This is a genomic window from Vibrio sp. 1F253 (genome assembly GCF_041439295.1).
GTDB lineage: Bacteria > Pseudomonadota > Gammaproteobacteria > Enterobacterales > Vibrionaceae > Vibrio > Vibrio tasmaniensis_A.
On the sequence record NZ_JBGONU010000001.1, the window covers coordinates 102,108 to 119,991 of the forward strand.

At 44.8% G+C, this 17,884-nt stretch carries 16 protein-coding genes; 12 read left to right on the plus strand and 4 right to left on the minus strand.

Features of this window, described 5'->3' with window-relative positions:
- The first annotated feature begins 489 nt into the window (after positions 1–489).
- Genes ACED28_RS00525 through ACED28_RS00535 form a run of 3 tightly spaced genes read left to right on the plus strand, consistent with a single transcriptional unit; the run spans position 490 to position 3,212 of the window.
- The gene (locus ACED28_RS00525; protein WP_004734203.1) at positions 490–711 is read left to right on the plus strand and encodes a FeoA family protein; all 222 of its coding nucleotides are present in this window, start codon (positions 490–492) and stop codon (positions 709–711) included.
- Complete coding sequence (feoB, locus tag ACED28_RS00530; protein ID WP_371709048.1) at positions 712–2,985, plus strand: Fe(2+) transporter permease subunit FeoB; 2,274 nt, start codon at positions 712–714, stop codon at positions 2,983–2,985.
- The gene (locus tag ACED28_RS00535; RefSeq protein WP_017103228.1) at positions 2,982–3,212 is read left to right on the plus strand and encodes a FeoC-like transcriptional regulator; all 231 of its coding nucleotides are present in this window, start codon (positions 2,982–2,984) and stop codon (positions 3,210–3,212) included. Before feoB ends, ACED28_RS00535 begins: the two co-directional genes overlap by 4 nt.
- Before the next feature lie 136 nt (positions 3,213–3,348).
- Here ACED28_RS00535 and ACED28_RS00540 read toward each other — a convergent pair whose 3' ends face one another.
- Both ACED28_RS00540 and argS read right to left on the minus strand, forming a co-directional pair.
- Complete coding sequence (locus ACED28_RS00540; protein ID WP_065110960.1) at positions 3,349–3,777, minus strand: HIT domain-containing protein; 429 nt, start codon at positions 3,775–3,777, stop codon at positions 3,349–3,351.
- Positions 3,778–4,046: 269 nt separating this feature from the next.
- A complete protein-coding gene (argS, locus tag ACED28_RS00545; protein ID WP_371709049.1) occupies positions 4,047–5,780 on the minus strand; it encodes an arginine--tRNA ligase in 1,734 nt (577 codons plus the stop codon).
- A gap of 349 nt (positions 5,781–6,129) precedes the next feature.
- On the opposite strand from argS, the gene ACED28_RS00550 reads away from it, so the two are divergent.
- Positions 6,130–6,726 carry a VOC family protein gene (locus tag ACED28_RS00550; protein ID WP_371709050.1) on the plus strand — a complete coding sequence of 199 codons (597 nt, stop codon included), beginning with the start codon at positions 6,130–6,132 and terminating at the stop codon, positions 6,724–6,726.
- A 297-nt stretch (positions 6,727–7,023) separates the two neighbouring features.
- On the opposite strand, the gene purU is transcribed toward ACED28_RS00550, so the two are convergent.
- Entirely contained in the window at positions 7,024–7,857 is an 834-nt protein-coding gene (gene purU, locus ACED28_RS00555) for a formyltetrahydrofolate deformylase (RefSeq protein ID WP_012604522.1), read from the minus strand.
- Between the two features lie 305 nt (positions 7,858–8,162).
- Between purU and ACED28_RS00560 the strand changes: the two genes are divergently transcribed.
- From ACED28_RS00560 to rnd, 8 genes are all read left to right on the plus strand, one after another.
- Positions 8,163–8,363, plus strand: coding sequence for a hypothetical protein (locus ACED28_RS00560; RefSeq protein WP_009847305.1), 201 nt, complete (start codon positions 8,163–8,165; stop codon positions 8,361–8,363).
- 150 nt (positions 8,364–8,513) lie between these two features.
- Positions 8,514–10,442, plus strand: coding sequence for an ATP-dependent DNA helicase (locus ACED28_RS00565; RefSeq protein WP_012604520.1), 1,929 nt, complete (start codon positions 8,514–8,516; stop codon positions 10,440–10,442).
- A gap of 58 nt (positions 10,443–10,500) precedes the next feature.
- Positions 10,501–11,202: a tRNA (adenosine(37)-N6)-threonylcarbamoyltransferase complex dimerization subunit type 1 TsaB gene (tsaB, locus tag ACED28_RS00570; RefSeq protein ID WP_371709051.1), complete on the plus strand. Its 702-nt coding sequence runs from the start codon at positions 10,501–10,503 to the stop codon at positions 11,200–11,202.
- A 72-nt stretch (positions 11,203–11,274) separates the two neighbouring features.
- Entirely contained in the window at positions 11,275–11,580 is a 306-nt protein-coding gene (locus tag ACED28_RS00575; protein ID WP_009847302.1) for a hypothetical protein, read from the plus strand.
- A 39-nt stretch (positions 11,581–11,619) separates the two neighbouring features.
- Entirely contained in the window at positions 11,620–12,180 is a 561-nt protein-coding gene (locus ACED28_RS00580; RefSeq protein ID WP_009847301.1) for a Slp family lipoprotein, read from the plus strand.
- A gap of 47 nt (positions 12,181–12,227) precedes the next feature.
- Entirely contained in the window at positions 12,228–13,079 is an 852-nt protein-coding gene (locus ACED28_RS00585) for an alpha/beta fold hydrolase (RefSeq protein ID WP_009847300.1), read from the plus strand.
- A 106-nt stretch (positions 13,080–13,185) separates the two neighbouring features.
- Positions 13,186–14,880, plus strand: a complete 1,695-nt coding sequence (fadD, locus tag ACED28_RS00590) for a long-chain-fatty-acid--CoA ligase FadD (RefSeq protein WP_371709052.1) — start codon at positions 13,186–13,188, stop codon at positions 14,878–14,880.
- Between the two features lie 144 nt (positions 14,881–15,024).
- On the plus strand, positions 15,025–16,143 hold the full coding sequence (gene rnd / locus ACED28_RS00595) for a ribonuclease D (protein ID WP_371709053.1): 1,119 nt from the start codon (positions 15,025–15,027) through the stop codon (positions 16,141–16,143).
- Positions 16,144–16,237: 94 nt separating this feature from the next.
- Here the strand turns inward: rnd and pfaD are convergent, their stop codons facing one another.
- A complete protein-coding gene (gene pfaD, locus ACED28_RS00600) occupies positions 16,238–17,875 on the minus strand; it encodes an eicosapentaenoate synthase subunit PfaD (RefSeq protein ID WP_371709054.1) in 1,638 nt (545 codons plus the stop codon).
- Positions 17,876–17,884: the final 9 nt, after the last annotated feature.

Genomic DNA, 17,884 nt, shown 5'->3' on the forward strand with positions numbered 1-17,884 from the left:
ATATAACGATAGTTGGGGGAGTTTAAAAAGGTTTTTGGGTTAAAACAAAAGGAAGAAAAAAAATATCGTGGTATAGCCGGGGGGACTATACCACGGGTGCCAATGACACCTTCGCTTGCTGCCGGAGTGATATGGCAAGCCACATCACCTCTGGAATAAAATTAAAGAGAAAGAGTTTCTCTTCGATGGAGTAACTATACGGGTAGCGACTTGTTTTGCTTATAAAATTAACGACAGATGACTGTGAGAAAACCGACATTATTATAAGTTGTTGATTATTATTGCCTTATTGTTTTCTGGTTGACACGTACTAGTAAGGTAGTCCCCACTAATTGTTGAAAGTGACGTTTTTGACGTAAACGTTTTTAACGAAATTTACGAGAGTGTATTTTCGAAAACATTGATTTCACACAATAGAATTGTGGGTATGTGCGTGTATTATGTCGGTAATAACAATCTTTCTCATTATCAATCTCGAACTGGGTACTTATGAAACTCTCACAACTAGAGCAAGGAAAAGCGGCTTCTATTGTTGCACTTACAGGTTTAACACCAGACGTTAGAAAAAAACTAATGGTTATGGGCATGTTGCCAAAAACCGAGGTGACACTTATCCGTCGTGCACCTATGGGTGATCCGCTTCAAGTTGAAGTGAGAGGTGTTTCTATAGCCATTCGTGAAAGCATTGCAGAACAAATCGAGGTTATCTAAATGGATTATCAAGTTCTTACTGTTGGTAACCCTAATAGTGGTAAAACAACATTATTTAACGCATTAACTGGCGCAAAACAGCACGTTGGTAACTGGGTTGGTGTGACCGTAGAAAAGAAAACCGGTTTATATTCGCACGCTGGTGATCAATTTCAGTTAACGGATTTACCAGGCATTTATGCACTAGACAGTGGCAATGATGCAAACAGTATCGATGAGTCTATTGCATCACGCGCCGTGCTTACTCACCCAGCGGACGTCATCATCAATGTTGTTGATGCTAGCTGTTTGGAAAGAAGCTTATACATGACATTACAATTGCGAGAGTTGGGTCGCCCAATGATCGTTGTATTGAACAAAATGGATGTATTAAAGCGTGAGCGTCAGGTGATTAGTCTTAAGGCTCTAGAAAAAGAGCTAGGTTGCCCGGTTCTAAGCTTGTCAGCAAACGATAAAGGACAAGTGGTTCGTTTTAAAGAGCGTTTGCATAAGCTTCTGGTTCAAGGTGTGAGTCTTGATCCTATCTCTATTGATTACGATGTCGCGTTAGAAGCTCTTATTCCTTCTGTTGAGTCACAATTTGATGATGCTGACGTATCTCACCGAGCGCTAGCGATTCGTGCTTTAGAAAATGATTACTTGGTATTGAATGGTTTGGCCCCACAAACTCGCACTCAAATTGATAGTGTGCGTCTTGGTGCCGATTTCGATATTGATCTTGCTGTTGCTGACGCTAAATACACTTTCTTACATGAACTTTGTAAACGAGTTCGTCGCAGCGAAGGCAAACTGAGCCGTAATTTCACAGAGAAAGCCGATCAATTCATTTTGAATAAATGGGTCGGGATTCCTTTCTTCTTCGTCATCATGTACCTAATGTTTATGTTCTCTATCAATATCGGTAGCGCGTTTATCGACTTCTTCGATATTGGTGTTGGCGCAATATTAGTTGATGGCGGACATCACTTATTAGATGGTCACTTACCGGTTTGGCTAGTCACCGTTCTTGCTGATGGTATTGGTGGTGGTATCCAAACGGTTGCGACCTTTATTCCGGTTATTGCCGCGCTTTACTTGTTCTTAGCGGTACTAGAAAGTTCAGGCTACATGGCCCGCGCTGCATTTGTACTGGATAAAGTGATGCAGAAAATTGGCTTACCGGGCAAAGCATTTGTACCACTTGTTCTGGGTTTTGGCTGTAACGTACCTTCTATCATGGCAACGCGTACTCTTGACCAAGAGCGCGAACGTAAACTCGCCGCTTCAATGGCACCGTTTATGTCATGTGGTGCTCGTCTACCTGTATACGCACTGTTTGCTGCTGCATTCTTTCCTGGTGCTGGACAAAACGTTGTGTTCGCTCTGTACATCATGGGTATTCTGGCTTCTGTATTTACGGGCTTGTTCCTTAAAAATACTATCTATCCTGGTAGCAGCGATAGCTTGGTTATGGAAATGCCGGATTACGAATTGCCGACCGTGCAAAACGTGATGCTGAAAACTTGGCAGAAGCTGAAACGTTTCGTGCTTGGCGCAGGTAAAACCATTGTAATGGTTGTGGCAATTCTGAGTTTCTTGAATTCATTAGGTATGGACGGCAGTTTTGGTAACGAAGATAGTGAAAGTTCTGTGCTATCTAAAGCGGCTCAAGTTGTAACTCCAGTGTTCCAACCGATTGGTATTACTGAAGAGAACTGGCCTGCAACGGTTGGTATCATTACCGGTATTTTTGCGAAAGAAGCTGTGGTTGGTACGCTAAATAGCTTATACACTACACCTTCTGATGAAGAAGCGGCTGAGTTTGATCTAGCGGCAAGTTTAGAAGAAGCCGTAATGACCATTCCTGAAAACCTTGCTGGTTTGAGCTATTCCGATCCATTAGGTATTGAAGTTGGTGACTTGTCTGACTCTAGTTCTGTGGTTGCTGATCAAGAGGTTGATACTTCGATCTTTGGTAACTTGAAAGATAAGTTTGTATCAGGCCACGCTGCGTTTGCTTACTTAATCCTAATCTTGCTTTACACACCTTGTGTGGCAGCGATGGGTGCTTATGTTCGTGAATTTGGTCAGACGTTTGCCCGCTTCATCGCAGTTTGGACAATGGCACTTGGTTACTTCGGTGCGACCTTCTATTACCAAGCAGCAAACTTCTCTGTACACCCAGTAAGTAGTGCTGTGTGGATGGTGGCAATTGCTGGTGGTTTTGTGGTGACGTATCGCATCTTCAAGAAAATCGGCAGTAAGCAAAAAGCACTTGAGGTGCAAGTAGTATGATTTTAACTGAACTTCATCGATACATTGATAACGAAGGTGTCGCTGCACGTAGTGAGCTTGCATCTAAGTTTGGGGTAAGTGAAGACGGTATCGATGCGATGCTGGGAGTGTGGGTCAAGAAAGGCAAGATATCTCGCTTGGTCGACACCAATAAGCATGGTCACACAACACGTATTCGCTACACCATCAGCAAACAAGATGGTTTGTCACTGAATGTGATGATGTAGTTCAGGCCTTCATACTCTCGTTGAAAGCGACGAGATTAGACAATAAAAAAGCCGCTCACCTATTTTAGGTGAGCGGCTTTTTGTTATGTGTCTTTTCTGAACTGCCTTGTTTAAAGTTCAATGAGAACAACTCAAATTACGCTTTCTTGAAGATAGAACTCAGCGACAAAACGTTTTGGATACGAGTATGGATTGCAGCTTGTTCTTCTTCCGTACGTTGCTCACCTTTGGTATTGCCCCATACCGGGCCTGGCCATGCGATGTCGTCTTTGAAGCGCGCAATATGGTGAATGTGTAGCTGTGGCACCATGTTACCCAGCGCGCCAAGGTTTAATTTGTCTGGTTGGAATGTCGCTTCTAATGCTTGGCTTACCGCTTGAGACTCAAGCAAGAACTGCTGTTGTTCTTTCATTGGCAGATGGTGCAACTCTTTTAGGTTGGCGCGTTTTGGCACCAAGATAACCCAAGGCACTGCGCTGTCTTTGCTTAGCAGTGCCAAGCTTAGTGGAAATTCGCCGATAAGCGTGGTGTCTTTTGCTAACTGTGGGTGAAGTTCAAAGCTCATTATTATTATCCATTTCGATTTCTTGAAGTCATACCAATCACAGTAAGTAAATGATCAGAAATAGCGCAGGAAAAAGGTTTGAGAACAAGGCAGATTCTTTTGATAAGTAGTTACTCTACAATCAAAAACTCTAACGTAGTTATCGAGCGTTTTAACCAGCTAGGATGATTAGTTATTTACTACGATTGGTATCAGTATACGTTAGATAAAACAAAAGGTTGATGCTCTCACATCAACCTTTGTATTTATTCATTGTAACCCGAAGGGAATTACATACGCTCTAGAGTCTCGATGCCTAGAAGCGACAGGCCTTGCTTGATAGTCTTAGCTGTCAGTGCAGCAAGCTTCAGGCGGCTCTGTTTAACGGTTTCATCTTCAGCCACAAGGATAGGGCATGCTTCGTAGAAGCTAGAGAATTGACCAGCAAGTTCGAACAGGTAGCTACACATGATGTGTGGTTGACCTTCACGAGCAACAGACTGTACCGCTTCTTCAAATTGTAGAAGTTTCGCGATAAGGGCTTTCTCTTTCTCTTCAGTGATTTTGATTTCACCTTCTAGAGAGTCCATAGAAATGCCTGCTTTAGCAAAGATTGAAGCGACACGAGTGTATGCGTACTGCATGTACGGTGCTGTGTTGCCTTCAAATGCCAGCATGTTTTCCCAGTCGAACACGTAATCAGTGGTACGGTGCTTAGAAAGGTCTGCGTATTTAACTGCTGCCATTGCTACTGTGTTCGCAATGGTTTTCTTCTCGTCTTCTGCTAGCTCAGGGTTTTTAGATTCAATCAGCTGAGTTGCACGTACTTCTGCTTCGTCCAGAAGGTCAGCAAGACGCACTGTACCGCCAGCACGAGTTTTAAATGGTTTACCATCTTTACCTAGCATCATGCCGAACGCGTGGTGCTCAAGAGATACAGACTCAGGAACATAACCCGCTTTACGAACGATAGTCCAAGCTTGCATTAGGTGTTGGTGCTGACGAGAGTCGATGAAGTAAAGTACGCGATCTGCGCCCAGTTCTTCAAAACGATATTTAGCACATGCAATATCGGTGGTGGTGTATAGGAAGCCACCGTCACGTTTTTGCACGATAACGCCCATAGGGTCGCCATCTTTGTTTTTGTATTCGTCTAGGAATACAACTTGTGCGCCGTCAGACTCTTTTGCTAGACCTTGTGTTTGTAGGTCAGAAACGATGTTTGAAAGCATATGGTTGTACATACTTTCACCCATCACATCATCACGTGTCAGTGATACGTTCAGGCGATCGTAGTTACGTTGGTTTTGAACCATGGTTACGTCAACCAGCTTTTTCCACATTTCAGCACAGTATGCGTCGCCACCTTGCAGTTTCACTACGTAGCCACGAGCTTTCACAGCGAATTCTTCGTCTTCGTCGTAAAGCTTTTTAGATTCACGGTAGAACTGCTCAAGATCTGACAGTTCCATTGAAACTTCACCAGTTTCAGCTTGGATGCGCTCAAGGTTTGCGATAAGCATACCGAATTGAGTACCCCAGTCACCAATGTGGTTAGCACGGATAACTTTGTGACCTAAGAACTCAAGTGTACGAACAACAGCATCACCGATGATCGTTGAACGTAAGTGGCCTACGTGCATTTCTTTTGCAACGTTTGGAGCTGAGTAGTCAGCAACAATCGTTTGTGCTTCTGCGGCTGAAACACCAAGGCGAGAGTCAGCAAGCGCTGCGTCTGCTTGTTGTGCCAGGAACGCTTCATCTAGGAAGATGTTTAGGAAACCTGGACCTGCGATTTCAACTTTAGAAGCGATACCGTCTAGGTTTAGAACGTCCAATACTTTTTGAGCAAATTCTCGAGGGTTAGTGCCTAGTCGTTTAGCAACACCCATAATGCCGTTTGCTTGGTAGTCACCAAATTGTGGTTTTGCAGATTGACGGACAGCCGCAGGAGAGCCTGCAGGTGCGCCAGCGGCTTCTAGAGCCTGAGATACTTTGTCATTAATCAGTGCTTGGATATTCACACGCGTTTCCTTCAATTCAAGGATGAATAAGAGTAGCCGTTATTTCGTGGGCATTAAATTTGGCTAATTATGCTTCTAGTTAACGATTTAATGCTGAAATGAACAACAGACTCTGTTTAAGTTCACAAAAATGGCGTTAATCATACCAATTTTGTGGGCTTTCTTATAGGTCGAATTGATAGAAAATTAACATTTCCTGAGGGGTTTTTGACAATCAACTTTGACCAAGCCAAGTTTGTCTATTTAGGAAAGTAAGACACGGTACTTTTTGAGTGTTTTTTGTCAAAGCAGCGCTTGTTGCTGGAAGTAAAACTGATACCATGCTGCCATTATTTGGAGAACATAGACAATGACGATGAGCCTGAAGCAAGCTGAACTAGAACCACAACAAATGATTGCACGCCTTGATACGTTTATGACGAAAATTGAGAACCTCGGAAATCTACTGGGTTTGGATTTAAGCTTTGCTCAAGCGGATCACATTGCATTAAGAATCAATGAAACTGAGCTTGCGAAATCAGCACATCAAGCATGGTCTGAATACGGCTCTACGATTTCAGAAACGATGATCAATGGTCGTCCCATTGTGGTGTTGGCTTTCGATAAACCATTGCAAAGTCTTGGTTGGAAGATTGAATGTTTAGAGCTGCCTTACCCAGCTGAAGGTAAGATTTACCCGAGCCAAGATTGGGAGCATGTAGAGTTTGTGATTCCGTCTCACGCTCAAACGGCCGATGAGTACCTAGCAGACCTTAAAGAGACTTACCCGAAGTTCGCTGCTAAGTTTGAAAATTTGGCAGATCAAGGCATTAAGATAAAACTCTCTAGCCCGAAAGGTGAGGGTGAACGTTTGAATAATCCAACGGTTGCATTCAAGCACCAAGGGATTTGCATTAAGCTGCATCCACACTCTTTGAAGAAGATTGTTGAGTCAGAACAGGCCTAATTTGATTAGAGAATGGCTGGGAATAGATTCCTGAACTCACCAAGGCTCGTCGGAATGACGGGGTGTTTGATGGTGTTTGCCGGAGTCTACCTTTAGATGCTGACAGTCTGAGTGTTCGAGGGCGCATGTTAGAGCCTATAGTTATAAGATTCATCACCGAGTTCGTCATTCCCATAGTCGGAAATCTCATAAAGCTAGTCAGATCATCAGATACAAAAAACGCGCAATGGATTAACCCTATTGCGCGTTTTTTATTGGGTTTTAACTGGAAGTCTTACCGGAAATCGAACCTCCGACCTACAGAATCACGGTCTTGTTGCCGTAAACAAACACGTGATCATTGATCACTTTGTTTAAAGCCTTACTCAACACGTTCTTCTCTACGTCACGACCCGCTTGAGCCATGTCTTTTGCGCTGAAGTTGTGATCCACAGGGATAACATCTTGCTTGATGATTGGACCTTCATCGAGATCGTTTGTCACAAAGTGTGCCGTTGCACCAATGATCTTCACACCGCGCTCGTAAGCTTGCTGGTATGGCTTAGCACCAATGAATGCAGGCAAGAAACTGTGGTGAATGTTGATGATTTTGTGGTTGTACTTCTCAACAAACCCCGGCGTCAGCACTCGCATGTATTTAGCAAGCACTAGATAGTCCGCCTCATACTGGTCAATGACTTCCAACATCTTCTTCTCATGCTCTTCACGGTTTAATCCTTCGTGAGAAACATGGTGGTAAGGGATATCAAAACGCTCGGTTAGGCTTTGCAGTGTATCGTAGTTACCAACTACTGCCGCAATATCAACATCTAAACTGCCATCGAAGTTCTTCATCAGAATATCGCCAAGGCAGTGTGCTTCTTTAGTTACCAGAATCACAACACGCTTACGAGATGAATCAACCAGCTTACGTTTTGTGTTTTCTGGCAGGGCTTGGTCTAAATCGGCGAGTAAGGTTTCGTCATTGAAGTAGCCCTCTAGCTCTGTGCGCATAAAGAAGTGGCCACTTGTGTTATCAACGAACTCATTATTGTGAATAATATTGAGTTGGTGCTTATAACAAATGTTGGTGATCTTTGAGATGAGGCCTGGGGCGTCAGTACAATGTGTTAATAAAGTTTTTCTTTCCATTTGCATCTTACTTCCATGAATGTTGCACTTATTATATGAAATCGGGATTCTTTAAAATTTAATGCAGGCCGTCGAACGGTGAACTGAGCCGCAGTATCACCGTTATAATTAATCTATTATCAAGTTGGTTTCAACAAATTCTGCTGCTCATTTATCGCATCGATAAATTGTTTTATATAGAAATATCAGTTTTTCGATAGAAAAAAGGCAGAAGCTTCATTTTTCAAGTTTTGACCGTAGTACGCATTTGAACTTCAACTTCAACCGAGGCATTGACGCTTTGGCCAAAAATAGAGGTGATACTTATGGATAAAGAGTTACTAGCAAAAAAACTGTACTGCAAACGAGTGAATTCATTAGCGGGAAGTACAGAGTTAGATGGTAATGTTCTAGATGAAATGTGGGAAAGTAAAACCTCACCAACCGATGCAGTGAAAGCCATGCAGCCTTGCGATAATCATTTTGAAGGAGCCCCTTGGTTGTCGCGTTATCTCAGCCGAAAATAATAACGATTCTTTGATTTTTATTTCTTCAATTCTTACCTTCTAGGTAGCTTAACCCGAACCAAACACCTCCGGTGCGAAGTCATTCTTGATTCGCGCCGGCTCACTAAACCTGCCATAATTCGCCTTCTATTTTTCTAAACTTCGTACTCTATGATATCTAAAACGTTTTCTGCTGATGGTGCTTTGGGTAAAGCGATCCCTGGGTTCCAACCTCGACAAGCTCAGCTAGACATGGCTGAAGCGGTTTCACAGGCTATTGAACAACAGAGCCAATTGGTCGTTGAAGCGGGAACGGGAACAGGTAAGACGTTTGCTTATCTAGTGCCAGCACTGCTGAGTGGTAAGAAAACGATCATCAGTACGGGGTCTAAAAACCTTCAAGAACAGCTGTTTCACCGAGATTTACCATTGATGGTCGATGCGCTTGGTTTTTATGGTCAGGTTGCGTTACTCAAAGGCCGTTCAAACTATTTGTGCTTGGATAGGCTCAGTCGTCAAATGATCGAGAGCCATGGCACTCACACCGATCCAACGCTGTTAGCTCAGTTGGTGAAAGTGCGCAGCTGGTCGTCAGCGACTCAAACTGGCGATTTAGGTGACTGTGATGATATTGCTGAAGATAGCCCGGTCATTCCAACCATTACCTCGACTAACGACAACTGCTTAGGCAAAGAGTGCCCAAGCTACACCGATTGCTTTGTGCTGAAGGCGCGTAAAAAAGCGATGGATTCTGATGTTGTTGTAGTGAACCACCACTTGTTCCTCGCGGATTTAGCGATCAAAGAAACCGGGTTTGGTGAGCTGATACCTGAAGCCGATGTATTTATCTTCGATGAAGCGCACCAACTTCCCGATATCGCTAGCCAATACTTCGGACAATCGGTTTCCAGCCGACAGATCCAAGAGCTAGCCAAGGACATTGAAATCGCTTACCGAACTGAAGCCAAAGACATGCGCCAACTGCAGAAAGTAGGGGATAGGCTCGTTCAATCGTCAGCCGATCTACGCATTGTGCTTGGCGATACGGGCTTTCGCGGTAACTGGCGTGAAGCATTGAAGTCAGAGTCGATTGCGAGAGAGCTAGTTCGCTTACAAGATGCGTTGCAACTGGCCGTTGATGTATTGAAATTAGCATTGGGTCGAAGCCAGTTGTTAGACACGGCTTTTGAACGCGCCACTATGATCAAGTCGCGCATTGAACGTGTATGTGACGTGTCGATTACTGGTTATTCGTATTGGTATGACACCACGCCACGACACTTTGCTTTGCACATCACGCCACTCTCAGTCGCCGACAAATTCCATGAGCAGATTGAGCTAAAACCGGGTGCTTGGGTGTTTACCTCTGCAACTTTGGCGGTGTCGGACGATTTCGATCATTTTACTTCTCGATTAGGACTAAAGCCGTCGGCACAGTTTTCACTACCGAGCCCGTTTGATTACCCAAATCAGGCGCGTTTGTGTGTGCCTCGCTATCTACCAGAGCCGAATAGCCCGGGCTTAGCGGACAAGCTAGTAAGAATGCTGACCCCTGTGATTGAGCAAAACCAAGGTCGCTGTTTCTTTTTATGTACCTCACACAGCATGATGAAAGAATTGGGTGAACGGTTCCGCGAAACGCTCTCGGTTCCCGTTCTGCTGCAAGGTGAGACAAGTAAGCAAAAAACCTTAGCAGAATTCATGGAATTAGGTAATGCATTGCTGGTGGCCACGGGGGCTTTCTGGGAAGGTATAGATGTTAGGGGCGATGCATTAAGCTGTGTTATCATCGATAAATTGCCCTTTACAGCCCCTGATGACCCTTTGCTTAAGGCTCGAATTGAAGACTGTAAGTTGAAAGGGGGTGATCCTTTTGCACAAGTACAATTGCCAGACGCAGTGATTACCTTGAAACAAGGTGTCGGTCGATTGATACGTGATAAGCGCGATAATGGCGCTTTGATTATCTGCGACAACCGATTGGTGACTCGCGATTACGGTGGCATATTTTTGGCGAGTTTACCGCCTATCCCACGTACTCGTGACTTAGGGGTCATTAAAGAATTCTTAGCTAAAGACCATTCAACCGCTGCTGAGTAATTGGCATTGTTGAGCTTAGCCATTATTTTAGATTAGATAACGAATATTTGAGACACAAATGAGCGCGAAAATTCTTGCAGTAGATACCGCAACTGAAAACTGTTCAGTTGCACTAGTAATTGGTGACCAGGTGTTCGCACGTAGCGAAGAGGCACCTCGAGACCATACGAAAAAAATTCTACCTATGGTTGATGAAGTACTGAAAGAAGCGAATGTTGCTTTAACCGATATCGACGCGATCGCGTTTGGCCAAGGCCCGGGCAGTTTCACGGGTGTACGTATTGGCATTGGTATTGCTCAAGGCTTAGCTTTTGGTGCTGATTTGCCGATGATCGGTGTGTCTACACTGGCAGCGATGGCGCAAGGCAGTTACCGTAAATTTGGCGAAACTCATGTTGCAACAGCAATTGATGCTCGCATGAGTGAAGTTTACTGGGCTCGTTACAGCCGTGAAGATGATGGTCGTTGGACTGCGGTCGATGCGGAATGTGTGACGCCTCCAAGCGAATTGGCTGAACAGCTTGAAGCGGATTCTGAGACATGGGCAAAAGTCGGCACCGGTTGGGAAGCGTATGCAGAGCACATGGACACACTAGCGATCAACACCAAAGTGTGTGAAGTGCTATTCCCAGAAGCTCAAGACATGGCGTTCCTTGCTCAATTTGCTTATGCTGAAGGCAAAGCGGTTGCAGCTGAAGAGTCTGAGCCGGTTTACTTACGTGATAAAGTGACTTGGAAAAAACTGCCTGGTCGCGAGTAAATACGTATTACTTTGGCTCTGCAGTTTATTTTGTAGAGCCGTTATTAAAATTAGGTAATAAATTCTTTAAGCATGGTTTCAATCAACGGCTTACCTCCTTCTTCGATAGGCAATACATCTAAAACCAATCGAACCAACAAAAAGAATGAGGTAAAAAAAGGTGATGCAAAGACCTCTGTTGGTCAGCCAACAAAGGTCGCGAATGCTGTCTCGCATTCTATTCGCCAGGTCAAAGAATCTGAAATTCACAAGGCTCAGATTCAATATGATCTTCCAGAAGGGCGCGGACGACGTGCGATGGAGGAGTATATGGATGTGATGAATCAAGCTAAAAAAGAGGAACTTGCAAAGCTAATTGGGGTCGATATTTATATCTAGCTTTGTGTTTTCATTTATCCTGCTCTAAGGAGCTGCATTATGTATTCTCTCATATCTAAATCTCGCTTATTTTTCCTTGTCGCTTTCTCTACGATGGTGATGGGGTGCTCCTCTTTACCTAAAGAACTTAATGCAAACTCAGAACAGGTGGTAACTGACTACCAAGAGTGGGTAAACACACTACCGGATGCCGGTGATGTTCGTTTGGGTGGCGTGATTGCTAAAGTCACTAATCTGAAAGATAAAACGCGTGTTGAAGTGGTGAACTTACCTATCTCTAGTAGTGGTAAGCCTGATATTGATGCCGAACCAAAAGGACGTTTTGTTGGTTACATTGACGGCTATGTTGAACCATTGAGCTTTGCTGAGGGTCGTTTAGTTACTTTAGTTGGCACATCAAATAGCACTGAAGACGGTATGGTTGGTGAATACCCTTACACTTTCCCAGTCATGAATGTCTACAATCAACGTTTATGGCAGATCACTGAAAGAGTGGTTATTAATGACTTTGCGCCAACTTACTACTCTTGCCGCAGTTTACATTGTCGCAGCTTTCAAACCATGCCTAAGTCAGGGCGTGTGATTCAAGATGTGCAATAGTCGAACCTTAACTCGACATACCCAATGACAGGGACACCATACTATCAATGATTGAACAGTCATATTCCCTTGCGAGCGGGACACTTGCAACACAACAGATTGGCAACCCACAAACGACCGTAACGACGGTCGTTTTTATTCATGGCTGGCTAGACAATTCCGCAAGTTTTACTCAGGTCATGCAGCAAGTCTCTAAGCTTTCTCCAGATACTCACTTGGTTGCGATCGATCTTTTTGGGCACGGTTTCTCGTCGCATAAGTCGGGGAGTTACTACCCATTTCACGACTATATTGATGATTTGCACCAGCTAGTGACCAAATTATCGCCAAACAGACTGGTGCTGGTAGGACATTCACTTGGTGCATTGATAGCAAGTTGCTATAGTGCCGCCTTTCCTGAAAATGTGTCAGGATTAATTCAAATTGAAGGTCACGGACCTCTTTCTGAAGCTCCCCACGAAACAGTCTCTCGCTTGAGGGATGGGGTACTTAGTCGTCTTCGACAGCGAAGAAAGCCTTCACGTCCTCTGGCAAGTCTTGAGGATGCTATTAAGCTGAGAGCTCACGCCAACCAAATTAATGCTGAATTAATCGCTCCTATTGTTGAGCGAGGTATTGTCGAGTTTGAGAACTCTTGGCAATGGCGATGCGACCCTAATCTAAAATGTGACTCGTTATATCGAATGTCACAGGCGCACGCTGAAGCGATTATGGCGGCTATTGAATGTCCTCAATTAATAATCCTAGGGAATGATGGATACCGACATTTGCAGCATAATCGCTACAAATCAGCGCATAGTCCTCTGAATATAGAGACGATTCCTGGCGGACATCATTGTCATTTAGAGAGCCCAGAGCTAGTTTCAGAGCTAATTCTTGGTGTAGTTAACAAAATTTAAACAAGTGTTTGAGCCTTTTAGTGCTCATGCACTAAAGCTGTGCTGTAATACCGCAATGATAAAAAGCGGCGAAGCAGTCGTCAGCTGATAAACGAGGAGTAACATCGTGGATAAACCTTGGCTTTCACGTTATCCAAGTGACGTACCAGAAACGATCAACCCAGATCAGTACCAATCTCTCATTGAAATGTTTGAACAGTCGGTACAGAAGTTCGCCGACCAACCTGCATTCGAGAACATGGGATCGATTATGACATTCCGTAAGCTTGAAGAGCGCAGTCGTGCTTTTGCTGCTTACTTGCAGAATGATCTAAAACTGAAGAAAGGCGATCGTGTCGCGCTGATGATGCCAAACTTGCTGCAATACCCAATTGCACTGTTTGGTGTACTGCGTGCAGGTATGATTGCTGTGAACGTCAACCCACTGTACACGCCTCGCGAACTTGAACACCAACTGAATGACTCTGGCGCAAAGGCGATTGTTATCGTTTCTAACTTTGCGAGCACACTAGAGAAAGTCGTTGATAAAACTCCGGTTAAACACGTTGTACTCACTAGCCTTGGGCAAATGTTGCCACGAGCGAAAGGTACGATTGTCGACTTCGTAGTGAAATACGTAAAAGGTATGGTGCCTAAGTACGATCTACCGGGTGCCATTTCATTCAGAAAGGCACTTTACAAAGGCCGTCGTCTTCAATATGTGAAGCCGTTTATGGCGGGTGATGACATCGCATTCCTACAGTACACAGGTGGTACAACGGGTGTAGCGAAGGGCGCAATTCTAACGCACCGCAATATGATTGCGAACGTACTTCAAGCTAAAGGGGCATACAGCCCTGTGCTACAAGAAGGCCGTGAATTGGTGGTAACGGCATTGCCGCTTTACCACGTATTTGCATTGACAGTGAACTGCTTACTGTTTGTTGAGATGGGTGGTCGTAACCTTTTGATTACTAACCCTCGTGACATTCCTGGCTTTATTAAAGAACTACAAAAAGTTCCGTTTACCGCGATTACTGGCGTAAACACCTTGTTCAATGCGCTAGTGAATAACGAAGATTTCCACGAGTTGGATTTCAGTAACATGCGTTTATCTGTTGGCGGCGGTATGGCGGTTCAACGCGCTGTTGCTGAGCAATGGAAGAAAGCGACAGGTGTCCACCTACTTGAAGGCTATGGTTTAACTGAATGTGCTCCTTTGGTCACAGGTAACCCATACGATTTGAAAGACTATACGGGTGCAATCGGCCTGCCAGTACCATCAACAGAAGTTCGTATTGTTGATGATGAAGGTAAAGTGGTTGGCAATGACCAAGTGGGTGAATTGCAGGTCCGTGGTCCTCAAGTGATGCAAGGTTACTGGCAGCGTCCAGAAGCGACCAAAGAAGTGATCGATCAAGACGGTTGGCTATCGACAGGTGACATCGTTAAGTTTGATGATGAAGGCTTGTTGTACATCGTTGACCGTAAGAAAGACATGATTCTAGTGTCGGGCTTCAACGTTTACCCGAACGAGATTGAAGATGTTGTGGCTCTGCATGGCAAAGTGTTAGAAGTTGCGGCTATCGGTCAACCTCATGAAGTGTCAGGTGAGTTGGTTAAGATTTACGTTGTGAAACGTGCCCCGAGCCTAACCAAAGAAGACATTATCGCGCACTGTCGTGAACACCTAACGGGCTACAAGATCCCTAAATTGATTGAGTTCCGTGAAGAACTACCAAAAACCAATGTAGGCAAAATCTTGCGCCGAGTGCTTCGTGAAGAGAACGATGCTGAGCTTGCTAAACGCGCAAGCGAGTAACGAGCTCATTTACGAGAAGATGATGCACCATAAGCCATAGCAGCGCTTAATCTAAGCGAGCGCTGAAAAATGGTGTTAGAATGCCGACAGTTAATGTCGGCATTTTTGTATCCGGCGATCAAAGTAAAATCAGTGAGAGTTTTTGTGGATTATCAAATCATTACCCAAGTGAAAGACCTTGAGCGAGTTTGCCAACAAGCACGTGAAGCCGATGTTGTTATGCTTGATACAGAGTTCGTTCGTACAAGAACCTATTACCCTCAATTAGGCTTAATTCAGTTATTTGATGGTGAAACGCTGTCACTGATTGATCCTATTGCTCTTGATGAAATGACCCCGTTTGTTGGGTTATTGAAAGACACTTCAGTACTGAAAGTTTTGCACGCGTGTGGCGAAGATCTAGAAGTGTTCCAGAACGCATTTGGCTGTACGCCAACGCCAATGGTTGATACGCAGATCATGGCAGCCTTCTTAGGTCATGGTCTTTCAACTGGCTTTGCAGCTCTCGTTTCAGAGTTTGTAGGCGTTGACCTAGATAAGAGTGAATCTCGCACCGACTGGCTAGCGCGTCCGCTTTCTCAAAAGCAACTCGACTACGCAGCAGCAGACGTTCACTACTTGATGCCAATGTACAACAAGCTTCTAGAAAAAGTGATGGAAGCGGGCTGGTGGGAAGCGGCGCAGCAAGAGTCTGATTTACAAGTGGCTAAGCGCATCCGTAAAGCAAACCCAGATAACGCTTACCTTGATATTAAAGGCGCGTGGCAGCTAAAGCCTCAACAGTTAGCGATCTTACGACCTTTAGCAACTTGGCGTCTAAAAGAAGCAATCAAGCGCGATTTAGCGCTGAACTTTGTCTTTAAAGAGCAAGACTTATGGGCAGTAGCGCGTTTCGCGATGAAAGATCCTAAACATATGGAGCAAGAAGGTTTTGATTACCGCTCTGTACGTCGCCATGGCGCTAAAATCAGTTCAATCGTTAAGTTAGCTGAGCATACGCCAGAAGAAGAATACCCAGCGCCAGTAGAACGTCTAATGGACTACCCAGCTTACAAACAACTCTTCAAAGTGTTGAAAGATGAAGTGAAAACAGCTTCGCAACACAGTGGTTTAGCGACTGAATTTTTGGCGTCGAAGAAGCAACTTAACCAAGTGTTAAGCTGGATATGGAAGCACGATCGTAATCCTGAAAAGCTGCCAGATGTTATGCAAGGTTGGCGTTTAGATGTGGTTGGCGAGAAGCTAAATAAAGCGATCAAATAACCAACGACTGCAATGACATTTCGATGATTCAAAGAAAAGCGACCTAATTAAGGTCGCTTTTTTATTTGGTAAAATTTAGCTAGCTACTCGGCACTTAAGCCATTCTTTGCGTCGGCTTCCAGCGTGCTAGTTCCGGATCAAGCTTGATACCTTGTGAGGTCAGCAGGTTAACACGAGCTAAGTAAGCTGCACCGTGCATCAGATGCTTAGCAAGATCAACGGCATTACGCTGCTGGTAATCATCTAGATAGCTGTCTTTTGCCCATGCGTTGAATGCGCCAAGTGCAGGACCTGCCCATACTTGGTAATCCATCTCACGGCCTTGTTCACCTGTGTTTGACCAACGACTTGAAAGACCCAAGTACCAACGGAAAATCAACGCCATTTTACGTTTCGGGTTACCTTCAGCACGCTCGATCTGTTTAGGATCGCGCTCGTTAAAGTGCGCCACAGTCCCCGCCCAAATGTCATCCAGTGTTGAACGGAATACTTGCTTCTCAAGCTTCAGACGCTCTTCTACTGGAATCGCTTCAATTGAGTCGTAGCGAGTGTAAAGTTCATACAACTTGTTCGCACGCATTGGGAATAAAGTGCCGCGCTTAACCACTTGCAGTTTCACGCCCATTTCGAACATGTCTGCTGCCGGAGCCATAGTCACGTCAGCCATTTCAGTTGTCGAAAGCAGCTTACGTGTGTGTTCGCTCGCGCCAGCCTCAACACACGCTTGGTTGATTGAACCGGTAACAATGTAAGCAGCACCCATGTTAAACGTCGCTAGAGCCGCGTCAGGCGTGCCTACGCCACCACCACAACCGACACGTAGCGGAGTTTTGAATTGGTACTGTGCTTGGGTTTGTTCTTTCAGTGCAAGAATCGTTGGCAGCAGGGTAACCAGTGGACGGTTATCGGTATGACCACCAGAATCGGCTTCTGCGGTAATGTCATCAGCCATAGGAACCAGCTGTGCCAGTTCCATCTGTTCTGCTGTGATTCGACCTTCATCAACCAAAGCTTGCAGCATTTTAGCTGGAGCTGGTTGCATGAACTTACTCGCGACTTCAGTACGGCTTACCTTAGCAATAACCTTGTTGCCAATCTGAATCTCACCTTGTGCATCGCGGCTAAGGCCAGCGGCACGGTAGTGAACGATTTGCGGTGTTAAACCTAAGAATGCTGAAGCCTCAACGGTTTTCACTTTGTGCTTCAAAAATAGTTCAACACTGCCGCGCTCTAGTGCGGGTTCGCTTGGACTGTGAATCAGGTTAAACGCATAAGGGCCGTTTGGCAGTGCTGCTTGAATACGGTTGATCGCTTGTTCAACGCGAGACGGGATTAAGCCCGCTGCGCCAAATGAACAAAGAATGCCTGCTTGACCAAGCGCAATCACCAACTCTTCAGATGAAATGCCGTTTGCCATTGCGCCTGCATAGTAAGCGTATTTCACGCCGTGGCAGCGACGAAAATCTTCGTCGCCTAGGCTTTGTGTACCAAGAGCAGGAGCAAATGCGCTAACAGGTTGGTTGTTCGCTGAACTTGCTGAATCGCCCGATGTAATCTCTGCTTGTTGGCTAACGCCTAAGCCTTTTTCTGGGTGGTTCACTACGTAACAAGCAAGGCTTAAATCTTTCAAAATTGTCGACATTGCTGCGTTATCAAAGTGAGTTGTGCTCTCTTTAATCTGCCAAGGCCACGGAGATAGCTTTTCGTTATTGATAGTGGTTTGAGTTGTCATAATTATTTC